At 57.0% G+C, this 15,644-nt stretch carries 17 protein-coding genes and 3 pseudogenes; 7 read left to right on the top strand and 13 right to left on the bottom strand.

What is annotated here, in order from left to right; genetic code table 11:
- Window positions 1-28: 28 nt before the first annotated feature.
- From ACA060_RS16970 to ACA060_RS16950, 5 genes are all read right to left on the bottom strand, one after another.
- On the bottom strand, window positions 29-481 hold the full coding sequence (locus tag ACA060_RS16970; RefSeq protein WP_497311911.1) for a hypothetical protein: 453 nt from the start codon (window positions 479-481) through the stop codon (window positions 29-31).
- A 111-nt stretch (window positions 482-592) separates the two neighbouring features.
- On the bottom strand, window positions 593-1,624 hold the full coding sequence (gene ahr, locus ACA060_RS16965; protein WP_497311909.1) for an NADPH-dependent aldehyde reductase Ahr: 1,032 nt from the start codon (window positions 1,622-1,624) through the stop codon (window positions 593-595).
- 214 nt (window positions 1,625-1,838) lie between these two features.
- Window positions 1,839-2,267 (bottom strand): nuclear transport factor 2 family protein, encoded by a 429-nt coding sequence (locus ACA060_RS16960; RefSeq protein ID WP_109632565.1) that lies wholly within the window; start codon window positions 2,265-2,267, stop codon window positions 1,839-1,841.
- Between the two features lie 198 nt (window positions 2,268-2,465).
- Window positions 2,466-2,906 carry a phage infection protein gene (locus ACA060_RS16955; protein WP_497311907.1) on the bottom strand — a complete coding sequence of 147 codons (441 nt, stop codon included), beginning with the start codon at window positions 2,904-2,906 and terminating at the stop codon, window positions 2,466-2,468.
- A 130-nt stretch (window positions 2,907-3,036) separates the two neighbouring features.
- Window positions 3,037-3,609 (bottom strand): chorismate mutase, encoded by a 573-nt coding sequence (locus ACA060_RS16950; protein ID WP_497311905.1) that lies wholly within the window; start codon window positions 3,607-3,609, stop codon window positions 3,037-3,039.
- 191 nt (window positions 3,610-3,800) lie between these two features.
- Here ACA060_RS16950 and ACA060_RS16945 point away from each other — a divergent pair, with 191 nt between their 5' ends.
- A complete protein-coding gene (locus ACA060_RS16945) occupies window positions 3,801-4,706 on the top strand; it encodes a LysR family transcriptional regulator (protein WP_497311903.1) in 906 nt (301 codons plus the stop codon).
- A 3-nt stretch (window positions 4,707-4,709) separates the two neighbouring features.
- On the opposite strand, the gene ACA060_RS16940 is transcribed toward ACA060_RS16945, so the two are convergent.
- Window positions 4,710-5,111: a RidA family protein gene (locus tag ACA060_RS16940; protein WP_497311901.1), complete on the bottom strand. Its 402-nt coding sequence runs from the start codon at window positions 5,109-5,111 to the stop codon at window positions 4,710-4,712.
- A 197-nt stretch (window positions 5,112-5,308) separates the two neighbouring features.
- A complete protein-coding gene (locus ACA060_RS16935) occupies window positions 5,309-5,671 on the bottom strand; it encodes a hypothetical protein (RefSeq protein ID WP_102650913.1) in 363 nt (120 codons plus the stop codon).
- Between the two features lie 218 nt (window positions 5,672-5,889).
- Between ACA060_RS16935 and ACA060_RS16930 the strand changes: the two genes are divergently transcribed.
- The 4 genes from ACA060_RS16930 to ACA060_RS16915 all read left to right on the top strand — a co-directional run bounded on the left by ACA060_RS16930 (window position 5,890) and on the right by ACA060_RS16915 (window position 11,190).
- Complete coding sequence (locus ACA060_RS16930) at window positions 5,890-7,440, top strand: T6SS phospholipase effector Tle1-like catalytic domain-containing protein (RefSeq protein ID WP_497318287.1); 1,551 nt, start codon at window positions 5,890-5,892, stop codon at window positions 7,438-7,440.
- The gene (locus ACA060_RS16925) at window positions 7,440-8,096 is read left to right on the top strand and encodes a DUF2931 family protein (RefSeq protein ID WP_497311899.1); all 657 of its coding nucleotides are present in this window, start codon (window positions 7,440-7,442) and stop codon (window positions 8,094-8,096) included. The genes ACA060_RS16930 and ACA060_RS16925 overlap by 1 nt, the downstream gene beginning before the upstream one ends.
- 237 nt (window positions 8,097-8,333) lie before the next feature.
- Window positions 8,334-10,007, top strand: coding sequence for a tetratricopeptide repeat protein (locus ACA060_RS16920; RefSeq protein WP_497311897.1), 1,674 nt, complete (start codon window positions 8,334-8,336; stop codon window positions 10,005-10,007).
- Between the two features lie 337 nt (window positions 10,008-10,344).
- Window positions 10,345-11,190, top strand: a complete 846-nt coding sequence (locus tag ACA060_RS16915; RefSeq protein WP_497311895.1) for a helix-turn-helix transcriptional regulator — start codon at window positions 10,345-10,347, stop codon at window positions 11,188-11,190.
- A 46-nt stretch (window positions 11,191-11,236) separates the two neighbouring features.
- On the opposite strand, the gene ACA060_RS16910 is transcribed toward ACA060_RS16915, so the two are convergent.
- Window positions 11,237-11,746 (bottom strand): YkgB family protein, encoded by a 510-nt coding sequence (locus ACA060_RS16910; RefSeq protein ID WP_109632549.1) that lies wholly within the window; start codon window positions 11,744-11,746, stop codon window positions 11,237-11,239.
- Between the two features lie 255 nt (window positions 11,747-12,001).
- Between ACA060_RS16910 and ACA060_RS16905 the strand changes: the two genes are divergently transcribed.
- Complete coding sequence (locus tag ACA060_RS16905; RefSeq protein WP_497318285.1) at window positions 12,002-12,823, top strand: SDR family oxidoreductase; 822 nt, start codon at window positions 12,002-12,004, stop codon at window positions 12,821-12,823.
- 43 nt (window positions 12,824-12,866) lie between these two features.
- Here the strand turns inward: ACA060_RS16905 and ACA060_RS16900 are convergent.
- The 3 genes and pseudogenes from ACA060_RS16900 to ACA060_RS16890 form a co-directional block, all read right to left on the bottom strand.
- Window positions 12,867-13,076: pseudogene (locus ACA060_RS16900) on the bottom strand (MAPEG family protein); the annotation flags it as partial.
- Window positions 13,077-13,236: 160 nt separating this feature from the next.
- Window positions 13,237-13,818, bottom strand: a complete 582-nt coding sequence (locus ACA060_RS16895) for a hypothetical protein (protein WP_109632547.1) — start codon at window positions 13,816-13,818, stop codon at window positions 13,237-13,239.
- Between the two features lie 216 nt (window positions 13,819-14,034).
- Window positions 14,035-14,167: pseudogene (locus ACA060_RS16890) on the bottom strand (EamA/RhaT family transporter); the annotation flags it as partial.
- Between the two features lie 7 nt (window positions 14,168-14,174).
- Between ACA060_RS16890 and ACA060_RS16885 the strand changes: the two are divergent.
- Window positions 14,175-14,321, top strand: a pseudogene (locus ACA060_RS16885) (LysR family transcriptional regulator); the annotation flags it as partial.
- Window positions 14,322-14,497: 176 nt separating this feature from the next.
- Here ACA060_RS16885 and ACA060_RS16880 read toward each other — a convergent pair.
- Together ACA060_RS16880 and ACA060_RS16875 are read right to left on the bottom strand one after the other, a co-directional pair.
- On the bottom strand, window positions 14,498-14,797 hold the full coding sequence (locus ACA060_RS16880; RefSeq protein ID WP_371922083.1) for a hypothetical protein: 300 nt from the start codon (window positions 14,795-14,797) through the stop codon (window positions 14,498-14,500).
- Window positions 14,798-14,915: 118 nt separating this feature from the next.
- On the bottom strand, window positions 14,916-15,590 hold the full coding sequence (locus ACA060_RS16875; protein ID WP_497311892.1) for an NADPH-dependent F420 reductase: 675 nt from the start codon (window positions 15,588-15,590) through the stop codon (window positions 14,916-14,918).
- Window positions 15,591-15,644 lie beyond the last annotated feature (54 nt).

Below are 15,644 nucleotides of genomic sequence, written 5' to 3'. Positions count from 1 at the left end.
TGCCCCGTTATCGCATTCTCTCCAGTGGCTACTTCACTGCGCCAGCCGGCCTGATATCGCCGCAAAAAATATCGACGTTGCCATTCGCCGGAGCCGTTCGCACGACGATGTAATACTCGTCGGCAAGCAGATCCGGCAGGGCGATCGGTGCGCTTCTTGAGAACGACCAGCCGCGTACCGCTTCGCGCTTGGTATTGACCTTGTCGTTCATTGCAAAGGCCACTGGCCCGGGTTGCTGGCAGCTGCCTTTATGAATGAAGCTGTAGAGACGCAAGGGCAGGGTCGCTCCGCTTGGAGCACCACTGATGAAGAAGCTGAGCCCGGTTTGTTTGTCCCAGCTTGTCAGCGTTACATTGCCGATCTGCCCGGTGTTCTGTCGGGTGGCAACCAGCGGGACAGACACGCCATGGTCGGTTGAAGTGGTGCAGCCGCACAGGCTTGCGCTGATCATCAGGGTTGCAAGCGAATGTCTGGGGATCATTGCCAACTCCTGCGTAAGAACTGCAAGGGGTGATTAGCGGGTGCTGCTGGGGATGAGGCTGTCGACGGATTGAGGCTCGGGTGCCTGGTTATCCGTATCAGCGTTGGTCCTTCATTTGCTCGCATCCAGCACCACGCGGTAACGCGCCTTGCCGCTGCGCAGGTGATCGATCGCTTCGTTGACCCGGCTCATGGGAAAAAGCTCGACCTGCGGCAGGATCTGATGACGTGCGCAGAATTCCAGCATGGTCGCCGTGGTACTCGGCGAGCCGACCGGCGAGGCGGACAGGGTCTTTTGTTGGGGGATCAGGTTGAACACATGCACGGGAATAGCGTCGGGCACGATGCCGACAAAGTGCAGGCGCCCCTTGCCGCGCAGGGTGGCGAGCATGGCCGTCCAGTCGAGGTTGGCGTTGGCCGTCACCAGCAGGAAATCCAGGGTGCCGGCAATGGCTTTCAGCGAGTCACTGTCGGTCGAGGCGACGACGTTGTGCGCGCCGAGGCGCCGGGCTTCGTCGGTCTTGTTCAACGACGAGGTAAATGCGGTGACCTCGCAGCCCCAGGCGTTGAGAAAGCGCAGCGCCAGATGACCGAGGCCGCCGATGCCCACCACGCCGACCCGATCAGTGGGTTTGACACCGAATTCCACCAGCGGGTTGAACACCGTCGAACCGGCGCAGAACAGCGGCCCGGCCATCGACGGGTCGAGTTCACCCGGTATCGCCAGCGCCCAGGCCCAGTGCGAACGCACGCGGTCGGCAAAACCGCCGTTGCTGCCGATGATGGTGGGTTTGGCGGTGCCGCACAGATGGTGGGCGCCGCCGATGCATGATGAGCAATGCATGCAACTGCCCTTGTACCAGCCGATGCCCACCCGTTGCCCCACCTGAAGACCGCGGACCTGCGCACCCACTCGCACAATGCTGCCGACCACCTCGTGCCCAGGGATAAAAGGGTAGCTGCTGACGCCCCATTCGTTATCGATCAGCGACTGGTCGGAGTGGCAGACGCCGCAATATTCCACGGCGACTTCCACCTCCTCATCCCCCAATGGACCGGGGTCGTAGCTGTAACGCTCCAGTGGCGCGCCGGCGACCATTGCGGCCCAGCCGGTGAAGGACGTGACTTCGGTGCTATCGCTCATGGGAGACCTCCAGATCAGGAGACACAAGGGGACTGCTCAGACGTCGCCGCGGAGCAAGGGAAGTGCGGCGACCGCATGAAAGGATAGTCCGGGATCTGGAACCAAGGGCGCGGCCCGACAATCAGTTCTTCCGGGTTGCCGCGCCTTGATCGCGATCGGTACCCGCAAGCGAGGTGCCAGGCCGCAGCACCTCCCTGCGAACGATGCAACGCAATCAGGCTTTACTGGCCGCCAGATAAGCGCCAAGGCGTTGTCCCATTTGCTCTCCCAACGCTTGCAAGGCACTGAATGGGCGGACCATTACCTCGAACTCGACGATTTTCCCCTGTTCATTGAACCGGATCATGTCGATGCCCTTCAGCTCTTTGCCGCTGACTTTGGCGCTGAATTCCAGAACGACGCTCAGGCCGTCGGCGGTCGACAGTTCGCGGTGGTAGGTGAAATCCTCAAACACTTTGACGACCGTGTTGAGAATCATCGAAACCACGGGCGCTCCCGGGTAAGGCTTGTGAGCCATGGGCGAGCGGAATATCGCTTGTGGGTCCAACAATTCGGGCAGGGCGCTCAAGTCGCCCTTGAGGATCATGTCGTGCCATTGGCTCAGGGATTTTGCGGCGTTGGGATGCAGGTTCAGTTCAGACATTTTCAACTCCTGTATTTTTGTTGTTCTGTAAAACGCTCCGGTGTGGCACATGCAGTGTCGCCTGATGGCTTGCCGCAAGACTTGAATAGTGCCGCGAAGATCGACTGGAGGCTATGCGAATGTACTAAAAGTAGCTCACGAAAAAGCCCGGCTGGTTAGGCCGGGCTTTTTGTTGGGTACCGCTGTAAAGCCATTCATTCAGGCGACGCGGTTTTCGAGCAGACGGTCAGAACCACCTTCAGCGACGCGGTTTTCGATCAAACGGTCAGAGCCACCTTCAGCGACGCGGTTTTCGATCAAACGGTCAGAGCCACCTTCAGCGACGCGGTTTTCGATCAAACGGTCGGAGCCACCTTCGGCAACGCGATTTTCGATCAGACGGTCGGAGCCACCTTCGGCAACACGGTTTTCGATCAGACGATCCGAACCACCTTCAGCGACGCGGTTCTCGATCAAGCGGTCGGAACCACCTTCAGCAACGCGGTTTTCGATCAAGCGGTCGGAGCCACCTTCAGCGACGCGGTTTTCGATCAGGCGATCCGAGCCGCCTTCAGCGACAACCGGGTGCGTAGAAGTAGCGGCAAAAGCGTTAACTGCAAAAACCGAGAAAGCGATGCTGAGAAGGATTTGGCGTTTCATGATGGTGTGCTCCGGGGTGTAGTTGTTTGGTATGGCGCTGATGTTACGCCCCGGAGTTTTTAAGAGAACTTCATTGAGTTAATGGTGACTATTGATGCAGTCAATGGCTGCACAAAACGGCGATTCCCTGTCATTGATCAGCGACACACAGCTCCCCGGTAGCGCGTATAAGAGCCTGACCATGCAGTTGATCTTTGATCAAACCGGCTCGCGCCTCGCCCAGCCAGTCCGGGCAGTTCGGATCTTTGCGATAGGGCTCAAACTCGGCGTATTGCTGCAGCAGGCGACTTTGCAGCTCATCCAGCTGTGGCCTGATCTGCTTGGCGAGGTCCGGACGCGGTGTGTCCGGCGCCTTGCCGGCTGCTCGCCAGTTCGCGAGCAGCCCGTACTGCACCAGCTTGTTGGCTTCAATCTGTGCAGCGATCAACTCGGCGACCTGTTCCGGGTCCAGTTTTCGTTTTGCGGCCAACTTCCTGGCATTGGAGATGACTTGTGCTTCGCGGACACTGTCCTGAATCGCCTTGCCGCTGTCCCACTTGGTCAGCGCCACCAGATCAGCAATGTTCAGACGCTCGTTCATCGTCACCAGCAGCGGTTGCAAACTGGCGGGTGCCGGGGAGGGCGTGCTCGCCTGTGCGCCGCCAGCGAGTAAACCGATCAGGGCGCAAGTCAGCAGCTGCGGGATGCGTGGGGAGCAGGGCATAAGCAAAACCTCATTAGAGCTCGTTATTTTCAATCAGGTGATGTGTATCACAAGCGGACGCCAAGCATACAACGCTTGGAGCGCCTGCTGAGTTAGACTCAAACGCAGAACAAACCTACTGATTTCAGTCATCAATGTGCAGATTCATGGACAGTAAGGCTGGATGTTCATCATCAAGCGGGTAGACCACAGTGAATCAACTTTTAGCAATGCGTGCTTTTGTACGTGTTGTGGAAACAGGATCTTTCAGCCGGGCTGCCGACCAACTGGCGCTTCCACGTTCGACGGTCAGCAAGTTGATCACCGACCTCGAAAAGCACCTTGGCATCAAGCTGATGCACCGAACTACCCGCGCAGTCGCCGCCACATCGGACGGGCTGGAATACTACAGTCATTCAATGCGCCTGATTGCAGAACTAGATTCCGTGGACACCGCCGTCCGTGGTAAAAAACTCAAGCCTGGCGGGCATCTGAGGATTGATGCGCCAGCCTCATTCGCCAATTGCCTGCTGATACCCGCGTTGCCTGATTTTCATCGCGAGTATCCCGATATCACCGTTGCTTTAGGCATCAGCGACCGACCAGTGAATATCGTCGGCGAGGGCGTGGATTGCGTGATTCGTGCGGGTGAACTGGATGACATGACAATGATCGGTCGCAAGCTTGTCGACCTTCACTACGTCACCTGCGCGGCCCCCGCTTACCTCGAACGCATGGGGATGCCTTCTACCCCGAATGATCTCCAGACTAACCATGTTCAGGCAGGCTACTTCTTTGCCACGACGGGGAAACCGGAACCCTTGATTTTCGAGAACGGCACTCATCGATATGAAGTCGGTGACTGCGAATTTTCGACGAATGACGGTAATGGCCTTAAAGAAATGATGCTCGCGGGACTCGGTATCGGGCAGCACTTCAGGCGCATCGTTCAGCCTTGTCTGGACGCCGGCGAGTTAGTGGCCGTTTTGGAAGACTGGTCTCGACCCGCCATGCCGTTTCATGTCCTCTATCCACCCAATCGACATCAAAATGCCCGGCTGAAGGTTTTTATCGATTGGGTGATTCAAACATTCCGAGAGGCGTCGCCCGCTCATTGAAACTCAAGGAACAATGGCGGTAACGCGGATTTCAATGCGCATCGTTGGAAGACCAAGTGCCGCGACTCCGAGTTGCGTCCAGATGGGAGCGTGGTTGGGCATGTAATGCCGATACAGCCTGGCCATCGTCTCGTTAACTATCGGAGGAAAACCTGCGACATGGTAAGAATTGACGTGGACCACATGCTCCCAACCGGCACCTGCCGTCGCCAGGGTTCGCTCCAGGTTTTGAAACGCCTGAACAATCTCGTCCTCGATCGATTCGGGGATCTGCAGATCGTCATCCCAACCGCCCTGGCCGGAAGTCTCAACTCGATCGCCGATTCTTAGCGCTTGAGAGTAATGCAATGCATTGAGCAGGGTTTCCCCATAGCCGGGCGTAACAAAAAACTCGGGCTTGTTCATTTTGATCCTCTGTTCAAGTTCATGGCAGGTAGAGGCTTCTACCCGCTGTTGATGCTAATAGACTGAAAAGAGGATCAATAGCCGCTAAAGCTGTCATGACTATCCATGTGCGTGGATAGTTGAAATAGCGTGGTGCGCGAAAAAGCCCGGCTGATTAGGCCGGGCTTTTCGTTGAGTACTGCGGTGAAACTATGCATTTATGCAGCGCGGCTTTCGATCAGACGGTCAGAACCACCTTCAGCGACGCGGTTTTCGATCAGTCGATCAGAACCACCTTCGGCAACGCGGTTTTCGATCAGACGGTCGGAACCACCTTCAGCGACGCGATTCTCGATCAGGCGATCCGAACCTCCCTCAGCAACGCGGTTTTCGATCAGACGGTCGGAACCACCTTCAGCAACGCGGTTTTCGATCAGACGATCCGAACCACCTTCAGCCACACGACTTTCAATCAGACGATCCGAGCCACCTTCAGCGACAACCGGGTGAGCAGAAGAAGCGGCGAAAGCGTTAACTGCGAAAACCGAGAAAGCGATGCTGAGAAGGATTTGGCGTTTCATGATGGTGTGCTCCGGGGTGTAGTTGTTTGGTATGGAGCCGATCTTACGCCGCGGATTTTTTATGAGAACTTCATTGAATTGATGGTGACTATCGACGACGGTAATGTATGGACAACACTCAGTTTCAGTGGGTGATGGCCTCTGGCTACGCATTGCTTCACTGGATCCACAGTGGCACCCTCAGCGCCCGCTGTACCAAGGAGCCAGGTGATCAAGGAATGAGTGGATACGTCCCCAACCCCCCGAAAAACTATCGATACGACGAAGCCAAACCCGTCGACATCCATGCCCAACGCTGGGCGGAATACGAGAAACACGGCAAGGCACCGGCGCCTGCGAAAGAAAAAGTCAGGGTTGCGCTGCGCATTGGGGTGTTCTTTGACGGGACGCTGAACAATGCGGGCAACTCGGCTTCGGGATTATTGTGTGGTGCCCATCATCCGATTCGCCCGGAAGACGTCGATGCGAGCTGCAAGCCGTATATGGCGGATCCCGAGGGGAGTTATGGGAATGATGTGAGTAACGTTTCAAAGTTGTTTGATCTCTACCCCGCAGCGAAAGACGTCGAGGGTGAAGGTACCGTCAGACTCTCCTTACGCAGCCTCTACGTTGAGGGCATTGGTACGACCGGAGGAGCAGAAGATAAGTTAACAAATGCAGCCACCGGACGTGGTGACACCGGTGTAGCGGCCAAAGTCCAGCAAGCATTTTCCGACCTGAATGACTTGATAAAAGAACTCATTGATAAGAGTCCTGGTTGCGAAATCACCTCGCTGACCTTCGACACCTTTGGCTTCAGTCGGGGTGCCGCGGCGGCCCGGCACTTTGCGAATGAGATAGTGCGTTGCAAGCAAGGACCGTTAGGGGAAGTGCTACGTAGAAACCCCAAAGGATTCAGTTCCAGCTTTGGCAATCAGTTCAACACCGAAATCATCATGGGCTTTGTCGGTTTATTCGACACCGTACCTTCCGTGGCGGGACTGACGAATTTTGGAAATATCCAAAGCCCGGTTGCTCCTGGGATCAAACTATATCTGGATCGCCGATACTTTACCGATGTGGTCCAACTTGTCGCACGTGACGAACACCGAGCGAATTTCGCATTGAGTACAGTTGTTCCCGCTCATCCGGAAATACCTTTACCCGGCGTGCATTCAGATTTAGGTGGTGGCTATCGCGAAGTCGTGGAGGAGTGTGTGCTGGTTAATCCAATGCAAGCGCTTACGGTGCCGCATGGTACGGATATCTGCTCCACTTCCATTTACCTGGATGTCCAACAACAGAAAGCAAGCATGGTGGCCAAGGGGTGGCCCGAATTTATGCTGGAAATTGTGATCCCGACGCCAAGCGTCGCGCCTGATTGGGAGCAGGAGAAGTCAGGACCGAAAAAGTTGAGGGTGTATGCAGGCTTGCAGCTCAAGCGGACGGTCAGTAGCAAACTGGCTGTAATTTACCTGCGTTTGATGCATAAATTGGCCAAGGAGAAAGGTGTGCAGTTTGAGGTGATCGACGAGAATGACCCCGCTTATAGCGTGCCTCCTGAACTTCAGCCTTTCTGTGACAGAGTACTCGCTGGTGAGTACAAGCCAGAACCCGATGAAGAAGAACTATTGAAACTCAAATACGTGCATATGTCCGCCAACTGGAACAACCCCATTGGTGGAAGCCGTGAGCAGGGCATAACTCTCCGATACGCAAATGCACCCACCGACGACGGCTTACGGGTGCGTCATCCTCACGTAGCTGATTCCCTTTGGAGAACATTTTGATGCGCGCATTGGTTTTTTTGCTGGGCGCACTTCTGATCTCCGCTTGCCAGGCCGCAGCACCACCTTCTGGTAAAAACGACCCGAAGAATCAATGGTGGAGCCTCAGTTTTGTCGAGCCCACCTATATGAAGGTCTGGGTCGAAGACACGGAAGTTGAAGACATCAACGGGAAGCTGTTTCGCCGTACCGGTGGCGGTACAGCAGCAAGTGATGAGCCCGCAGGTGACGCTGAGTTTGCTCGCGGCTGGGGCGAAAAAATCAGCAGTAGCACTCGCGGTGTAGTCGGTGCGGATTTGCCCAAACGTATTTATGTTCGTTGGCAGTCGGTAGTCGAGCCGCAAACTTATCGAGCATGGGTCGACATTCCTGAAGAGGCTCGACAAATCTTGCATGCCTCAGTGAATGAACGTTGTCCATCCAGTTCTGAGGAGACGGCCAACTACAGAGCCAAGGTTTATCTTGGGCTCGCACCTGGAGGCATCGTGCAGGTGTGGGTACTGGACAAATGTATGAAATCTATCAAAGTTGCCCACGCCCAAGCGGAGATTGAGCCTTTGGGGCCTCACCTTGGGAAATCTGGGGGCAAATATTATCCGCTATCCGAAAAGTCAAAAAACTACGTCAAGAAGTACGGCATCCCTTACGGCAGTTGGTAAGACCCAACACACCAACAAAAAACGGGCGCCTCCTTGGCGCCCGTTTTCATTTACCCCACAAGCCCGGAAAATCCGTCGGCGCAAACCTGTCGTCGGCTGCATAACTCACCCACGATCGCAGGGCTATGCTTTACCTCCTCAGCTATCAACGGTCTCCAGGAAATCAGCCCGCTTCATCCGTCCCCGTCTGCCAGCATTTCCTGCGAGGTTTCATGCTCTGGTCGAGAGGGTAAACCGATGCACGACTGTTACGATCTGGGCACCTACAGTCGCCCGGTGACAACGAGCTCACCCGAGGCCCAGCTCTGGTTCGACCGCGGTCTGATCTGGTGCTACGGCTACAACCACGACGAATCCATCCGCTGTTTCCACAAGGCCATCGAACACGACAGCGATTGCGCGATGGCCTACTGGGGCATCGCTTACGCCTCGGGCCCGAACTACAACAAGCGCTGGGATGCCTTCATCGAACAAGAGTTGAAAGAGGCCGTGGCCCGTGCCCGACTGGCAACGCACACCGCGTTGGCGCATCTCGACGGTGCCCAACCGTTGGAGCAGGCACTGATCCGGGCGCTGGAAAAACGCTACCAGGCTGATGAGGCGACCAGCCTTGAGCAACTCTTCGCCTGGAACGACGCCTATGCGGCGGCCATGCGCGATGTCTACAAAACCTTCCCTGATGATCCCGACGTTGTGGCGTTGTTTGCCGAAGCGCTGATCGACCGCACGCCCTGGCAGTTATGGGACCTGAAAACCGGCACGCCGGCACCGGGCGCCGACACGCTGGAGGCGGTGGCGGTGCTGGAGACTGCGCTGCGACGGATGGAGCAGCACGGCGATGCGCCCCACCCGGGCGTGCTGCACATGTACGTCCACACGATGGAAATGTCGCCTTACCCGGAACGGGCGTTGCGCGCCGGCGATGTCCTGCGCGACCTGGTGCCGGACGCCGGGCATTTGCGCCACATGCCGTCGCACATCGATGTGCTCTGCGGGGATTACCGTGGGGCCATGATCACCAACAGCCGGGCGATCCAGGCGGATAGCAAATACCTGCAACACGAAGGGCCCATCAATTTCTACACTTTGTACCGAAGCCACAATTACCACTTCAAACTTTATTCGGCGATGTTCCTCGGGCAGTACCAACCGGCCTCGGACGCCGCCGATCAACTGACCGCGACCATCAAGGAAGAACTGCTGCGCGTGAAGCAGCCGCCCATGGCTGACTGGCTGGAAGGTTTCGTGTCGATGAAGGTCCACGTACAGATCCGCTTCGGCAAATGGCTGGACATACTCGCCACGCCGCTGCCGAACGACCAGGCACTGTATTGCGTGACCACCGCGATGCTGCATTACGCCAGAGGCGTGGCGCACGCGGCTTGCGGGCATGTCGTCGCGGCAGAAAACGAACAGCAGCTGTTCATCAATGCACTGACCCGAGTGCCGCCAACCCGCTACATCTTCAACAACACCTGCCTCGATATCCTGGCGGTGGCCGGCGCTATGCTGCGCGGCGAAATCGAGTACCGCAAAGGCAACCACGACAGCGCATTCGCCCACCTGCGCGAGGCGCTGGCGCTGGACGACAACCTTCCTTATGACGAACCGTGGGGCTGGATGCAACCGGTCCGGCACGCACTGGGCGCGCTGCTTCTGGAGCAGGGCAGGGTAGAAGAAGCCTTGCAGGCCTATCGGGCCGATCTCGGCCTGGATAACACACTCAGCCGTGCGTCCTGGCATCTGGACAATGTGTGGAGCCTCCACGGTTATGTGGAATGCCTGAAACGCCTGGGGCGGGACGCTGAAGCCGCGGCGGCCAAGCCCCGGCTTGACCTGGCCATGGCCCGGGCTGATGTGGATATTACGGCATCGTGTTTTTGCCGGGTTGGGGAGCGGTGTTGCAAGTGATGTACAAGAGCCCGGAGGGTCAGGCCGAAACGCTGTGCACTTAAGACAATCTTCAGGCGAGCAAGAACCTGTGGCGAGGGGATTTATCCCCGTAGGGCTGCGAAGCGGCCCCCCGCGTCCGTTCAGACAGACCAAGTTGTCTGGATTTACGACTGCTTCGCAGCCGAACGGGGATAAATCCCCTCGCCACAAATGTGAGTGTCTGCGCTTAAATGAACCGCACTAAGCGAGTCAGGCCGGTCGTTTCATTGAGCGTCGAGTGGAGAACGAGCCCAATCGGAGTGCAAACCGTCAGTGATATGCTACTTCGCGTCTACACCTCGCCAAGAGTTCGCCCATGGATCGCTTGTCTACCTTGTTGTCGCAGTTCGGCGTGCGCGCAAACCTCTTCTACAACGGCAAGCTGTGCGGCATGGCGGCATATGATGGTGCTGACCAGCGCGGTCATATTCATCTGCTTCAGGCCGGTGCCGTCACGTTGCTGGGACTCGATCGCAAGGACGTGCGGCTGACCCGGCCCAGTCTGATTTTTCTGCCACGCGCGCGCCGCCATCAACTGTTCGCCGGTGAACCCGAGGGGGCTCAACTTTTGTGTGCGTCAATGGAGTTTGAGGGCGGTGTCGATAACCCGTTGTCGGCTTCGTTACCCGATCTGTTGGTGCTGCCCCTGGATGAGTTACCGATGCTGGCCGATACGCTGAAATGGATGTTCGTTGAGGCTGGGGGCGGACATTGTGGCAGGGAGGCCGCATTGGATCGCTTGTTCGAACTGCTGATCATCTTGTTGTTTCGGCATCTGCTCGATCACCACCAGTTGCACACCGGATTGATGGCCGGACTGGCCGATTCGCGCCTGGCGCGCTCGCTGGTCCAGATACACAACGCCCCTCATCGTCCCTGGTCGATTGCCGAACTCGCGAGCGAGTCGAACATGTCGCGAGCGGCCTATGCCGTGCATTTTCGGGCCGTCATCGGGCAGACACCGGCCGATTATCTGTTGAGTTGGCGTATCAGTCTGGCGCAGAAGCGTTTGCGTGAAGGGCGACCGATTACGCTGATTGCCGCTGAGGTCGGTTATGAAAGTCCTTCGGCGCTTGCCCGCGCATTTCGGCGCAAGACGGGCTACAGCCCCCGGGACTGGATGAAGGATTCGACAGGAGAGGGTGAAGGGAAAATGGCCTGAAAACATCGAGCGGTTTCAGGCCATTCCGGGAGGACACATCATCGTTTTATCGGTTTTCCAGCGCAGTCAGGGAATGGCCGGCCACGAACACAGAGGCGGCAAGCAACCCGATGTCTTTCAGGAGAAACTGACCGGGCGCAACCGAAATGGCCGGGAAACCGAGGCCGGGTTCAATCACACCGGGTGTCGAGAACATGAAGCTCAAGGTGGTGAAAAACAGCCCGGCAGACAACGCACCACCGATCAACGACAGCTTGGGTGACAGAAGGCGGCCTGCAATCAGCACACCGATCGAGACTTCCAGGATGCCGAGCAGACTGGAGAACGTATCGACACTGAAAATGTTGTAGACCCAACCCAGGAAAGGGCTGTTGCTCACCAGCGGCACCAGGCCTTCGGCTTCATAGTGCGTAAATTTCATGCCGCCAAACCAGAAGTAAATAATGGCCAGTGCAGCGTAAGCACCGTAGGTACCGATCGCCGTGGTTCTAGCCCCGAGCGAAAATTTCTGAGCGACGCCGTTCGTTCTGGAGTTCTCAATGTTCAAGGTAGGCATGATTCAGGCTTCCAATAGTGTGGGGATTCAAACCCAGCGCGGTTTACGTTGGGAGTGGACACAGTGTTGCCTTTGATCCCACGCCCGTGGCTTCTGAACGTATTGAGAACGGTGCAGATCGTCTTGACTCACGACAGGACTTGAAGAGGAGGGCTTCTAAACCTCCTGGCCCGACATAATCGCCCGCCGCTCTGAGTGCAAAAATGGCTGAGGTGGCCGGGCATGAAAACGACCCAAGGGAGTTACCGCATTACTATGGCTAATAAACTCACGTCCAAGACTGCGATTGTTACCGGGGCGGCCCAAGGGATTGGTGCGGCGATTGCGCGACTCTTCACGCAGGAGGATTGCTTTGTCTACGTCACTGATATCAACGACGAACTCGGCAAAGTCGTTGCAGACTCGCTCGGTGATCACGCCAGCTATCTGCACCTTGATGTGCGGCGGGAAGAAGACTGGCAGCGAGTGACGGCGCAAATCCTGAAGGCGCGCGGCAGGCTGGATGTATTGGTGAACAACGCGGGGATCACCGGATTTGAGCGAGGCTTCGTGCGACACGACCCGGAGCATGCGCGTCTGGAGGACTGGCACGCAGTGCATCAAACCAATCTCGATGGTGTATTCCTCGGTTGCAAGTACGCCATTCGCTCCATGCGGCAGCATGGGGCAGGGTCCATTATCAACATCTCCTCTCGATCAGGCTTGGTCGGCATTCCTGGCGCCGCGGCTTATGCCTCGTCCAAAGGCGCAGTGCGTAACCACACAAAGACAGTGGCGCTCTACTGTGCCGAGCAAGGTCTGAACGTTCGGTGCAACTCGATTCATCCAGCGGCCATCCTCACGCCCATGTGGGAGCCCATGTTGGGCACAGGCGTCGATCGTCAAGAGCGAATGGCCGCACTGGTTCGAGATACTCCACTTAGAAGGTTCGGGATGCCCGAAGAGGTTGCGGCACTGGCACTGCTACTCGCCTCGGATGAAGCGACGTACATGACCGGCAGTGAGTTCAACATCGATGGCGGCCTATTGGCGGGTACGGCTGCGACGCCCACCGTCGTGGGTGACAGCTCAGACTAGTTCAAAGGGCTTGGGGTGCGGTGCGATCGTAGAGCGATGCTCGTCACATCCCGTAGTAAGCGGCCATGACTATCAGCGCGAAAAAACACACCAACTGAACGCTGAAAAAGGCAAAACGAACCGCCACGAACGCATCGGTTTGCACATGGCATACGTGAACCAGAGACTGGCACACACGAGCGCTCAGGACGATTGTCGACAGTTGGTTCACTGCCGGGCCTTCGACACCAAGAGCCGAAATCAGGACCACGATCACGATAACGGTGTTGAAGGTGAGGGTGTCCCCCAGATAAAAGAATAGCGCGCCGTTCAAAGCGTTTCTCTAAATCCCCTCCCGAGGGGGCGAGTTTGCGCCTGCCCACTGAGGTACCTGCCGGTATTCTCACCTCTAGGCTTCGTCCCGTGTGTCGATGCTACGTCAGCTCAAATCGCTCTAACGAATAATCCTTACCTGCCAAGGTAAGTTCAAAAGTGGTGGCACCAAACGTACCGCGTGTCACTTTTTGCTTTACGAGACGTTTGGCTTGGAGTTGTTTTAGCCCGGCTTCAACTTCTAATGTGCTGAGTGAGACAAGTTTGCAAATTGAGTTTAAGTTTGCAATTTTTCTGAAGTTTGCATGATAGGCCAACGCTTCCATCAGTAGCGTTTGGTTATCTGTCAGTCGTGGAAACTGAGGGTTGTTCATCTTGTAAACTTTTCGCTCTATTTCATGTAACTCGTCGTAATCTCCATCAGTGTGGCGGGCGTAGTAAATCGCTACAGACAGGGTGCTGATTAAAATCGCGATAATTATCAGCAGCGACCAATTCGGCATTGGCGTTTCCAGCAAAATCCAATCCCGCAAACGTAGCAGCCAGCTCGTGGTATCTGCCATCCATGGCAGGTCGTAGTAAGGGGCGAGCAGCTTTATGGCGCCCCAAGCGGCAAGGAAAAATCCAGCGGAACAGGCCATAGCCTTGAACGTGAACGGGGGGTGTTTGCCTAGTGCTGCCATGTTAATCGTCTCTAGTGCAGAAACAGGTGTTGTCAGCATAGCAGCGCAAAAGTGATTATCTGGCCTGCAAGGTCGGCTTTTGGCCGATTTTCAGCCTGTTCAGCAAGCGCCATTTCCAACCCGAAATATCCATCAGTTTTGCCGCCGAACCTGCCGAGCCTCCGACTGCACCACCATCCAGATTCCAACCCCGGACACCACCATCCCTGACACCATTTGCCATCGGCAGCAGGTTAGCGAGCAGCGCCGAAAGGCCCGCCGGCACACCCAGAGCGATGCCTTGTATGACGCCGGCCAGATAGCCGGCCATGGCCAGAAGACCGATGCCGGCATTTTTCAGCAGCGCGGCAGCGCAGGAATATGCCGCCCATCTCATCCGCGACATCCTGCCGACGTTCGCCGCCGCCTGGCCCAATGTGGTGCTGGAGTTGAAGACAGCGCCAAGTGACTCGCTGCGTGACCAGGTCCAGCGTGGAAAGCTTCAGGCCTCTGTGATTGCCCAACATCGGCCCTAGCTCAATGGCATTGCGGGCAAAGCTGCACTACCGTGTAGGTGTAAGCCCTCGTGCCGCAGTCCTATTCTGGTTGAGAGGTGGGTTTCATGAACAACATCATCTACATCGTCGGGTTAGTCGTGGTCGTCGTGGTAATCCTGTCGTTCCTCGGGTTCGCGTAGGTTTCAATTCCTGCACTCCGCCAACACCACTTGGCAGGTATTCGGCGTGCCGCCGGATCGGCCGGCATAGCGAATGCAATTATTCAGGGATTTTTGGCGCGCCATGCTCAAGGTGGAGCCCCAGGCCAGGCCGCCTTCGCCGGCGGTGGGGAGCGCTTTGGCATAGCAGGCCGAGCCGACGTTTGAGGCCGAATAGCGAGCAGTGGAAGCTTTGCCTGAACATCCTGCGATCAGCGCCAGGCTGATGGCGAGCAGGGAAGGGATGAGCCATGGCGAACATTGGCGTGCTGCTTTTCTAACGATCATCCCGTTTCCCCTGTATCAAGAGGCGTGTCTGGGTCCTGCTCTATTGAGATTAGACGGTGTTGGGCCCGGGCCTGTGTCGGTTTCAACATGCAGTGAGCTTCAGTCCGGCATTGCGCTAACGTCCCAGCTTTTGCTTAAGATCAGCCTCATTCCACACGCCGCTGAGCGGGCCGCCCGGCAAACCTTCATTGGCGCGCGCCAGCGGGAAGAACACCGGTACAAATCCAGCATCACGCACTAACCGGGCACCGACATCCCGCGCCTGGGCATCGTCGGCGAAAACGGGAATCGCCTTGTCTTTGCCCGACAGGTCTTTCATTGAGGCAGAGCCAATGGCGTTGAACGCTCGCGCCAGGTGCACGCCGGGCAAATATTGCTGGTCTGCCGAGGCGACGCCCAGATCCAGCGCCTTGCGCCCGATGTCTCCGTCTCGACCACTGAAGGGGTTGCTGGTGCTGAACAGCACTTTGCCGTCCAGCTTGCCTTTCAGCTGTTCGGATAGCACTGGCATTGCGCCGTAGGGAACACTCAATACGATCACATCGCCCCATGTCGCCGCATCGCCGACCGTGCCCGCCTGAGCATTGGGACCGGCCGCCTTGACCAGGTCCGCCAACTCCTCGGGGTGGCGTGACGAAAACATCACCGAATGCCCGGCCTTTACCCATAGCGTGCCCAGCGTACCGCCGACCTTGCCGGCGCCGATCACGCTGATCTTGAGGGTGTCCGCCATCGCCTGGCTGGCGCAGAGGACCAGGACGGCGAACATCAGAGAGAATATTCTGGACATGCACTGCGCTCCTCGGTTGCAAAGCGGTCGTGGAATAACCGTAGTAGAGACAGC

It is taken from the genome of Pseudomonas sp. LBUM1671 (assembly GCF_059695685.1).
This window is presented reverse-complemented; position numbering and strand designations above follow the sequence as displayed.

What these genes read in the sequence shown, in the direction of transcription:
- ACA060_RS16970 (WP_497311911.1), bottom strand. Translation starts at nt 481, where the DNA reads ATGATCCCCAGACATTCGCTTGCAACCCTGATGATCAGCGCAAGCCTG.
- ahr (WP_497311909.1), bottom strand. Translation starts at nt 1,624, where the DNA reads ATGAGCGATAGCACCGAAGTCACGTCCTTCACCGGCTGGGCCGCAATG.
- ACA060_RS16960 (WP_109632565.1), bottom strand. Translation starts at nt 2,267, where the DNA reads ATGTCTGAACTGAACCTGCATCCCAACGCCGCAAAATCCCTGAGCCAA.
- ACA060_RS16955 (WP_497311907.1), bottom strand. Translation starts at nt 2,906, where the DNA reads ATGAAACGCCAAATCCTTCTCAGCATCGCTTTCTCGGTTTTTGCAGTT.
- ACA060_RS16950 (WP_497311905.1), bottom strand. Translation starts at nt 3,609, where the DNA reads ATGCCCTGCTCCCCACGCATCCCGCAGCTGCTGACTTGCGCCCTGATC.
- ACA060_RS16940 (WP_497311901.1), bottom strand. Translation starts at nt 5,111, where the DNA reads ATGAACAAGCCCGAGTTTTTTGTTACGCCCGGCTATGGGGAAACCCTG.
- ACA060_RS16935 (WP_102650913.1), bottom strand. Translation starts at nt 5,671, where the DNA reads ATGAAACGCCAAATCCTTCTCAGCATCGCTTTCTCGGTTTTCGCAGTT.
- ACA060_RS16930 (WP_497318287.1), top strand. Translation starts at nt 5,890, where the DNA reads ATGAGTGGATACGTCCCCAACCCCCCGAAAAACTATCGATACGACGAA.
- ACA060_RS16925 (WP_497311899.1), top strand. Translation starts at nt 7,440, where the DNA reads ATGCGCGCATTGGTTTTTTTGCTGGGCGCACTTCTGATCTCCGCTTGC.
- ACA060_RS16920 (WP_497311897.1), top strand. Translation starts at nt 8,334, where the DNA reads ATGCACGACTGTTACGATCTGGGCACCTACAGTCGCCCGGTGACAACG.
- ACA060_RS16915 (WP_497311895.1), top strand. Translation starts at nt 10,345, where the DNA reads ATGGATCGCTTGTCTACCTTGTTGTCGCAGTTCGGCGTGCGCGCAAAC.
- ACA060_RS16910 (WP_109632549.1), bottom strand. Translation starts at nt 11,746, where the DNA reads ATGCCTACCTTGAACATTGAGAACTCCAGAACGAACGGCGTCGCTCAG.
- ACA060_RS16905 (WP_497318285.1), top strand. Translation starts at nt 12,002, where the DNA reads ATGGCTAATAAACTCACGTCCAAGACTGCGATTGTTACCGGGGCGGCC.
- ACA060_RS16895 (WP_109632547.1), bottom strand. Translation starts at nt 13,818, where the DNA reads ATGGCAGCACTAGGCAAACACCCCCCGTTCACGTTCAAGGCTATGGCC.
- ACA060_RS16875 (WP_497311892.1), bottom strand. Translation starts at nt 15,590, where the DNA reads ATGTCCAGAATATTCTCTCTGATGTTCGCCGTCCTGGTCCTCTGCGCC.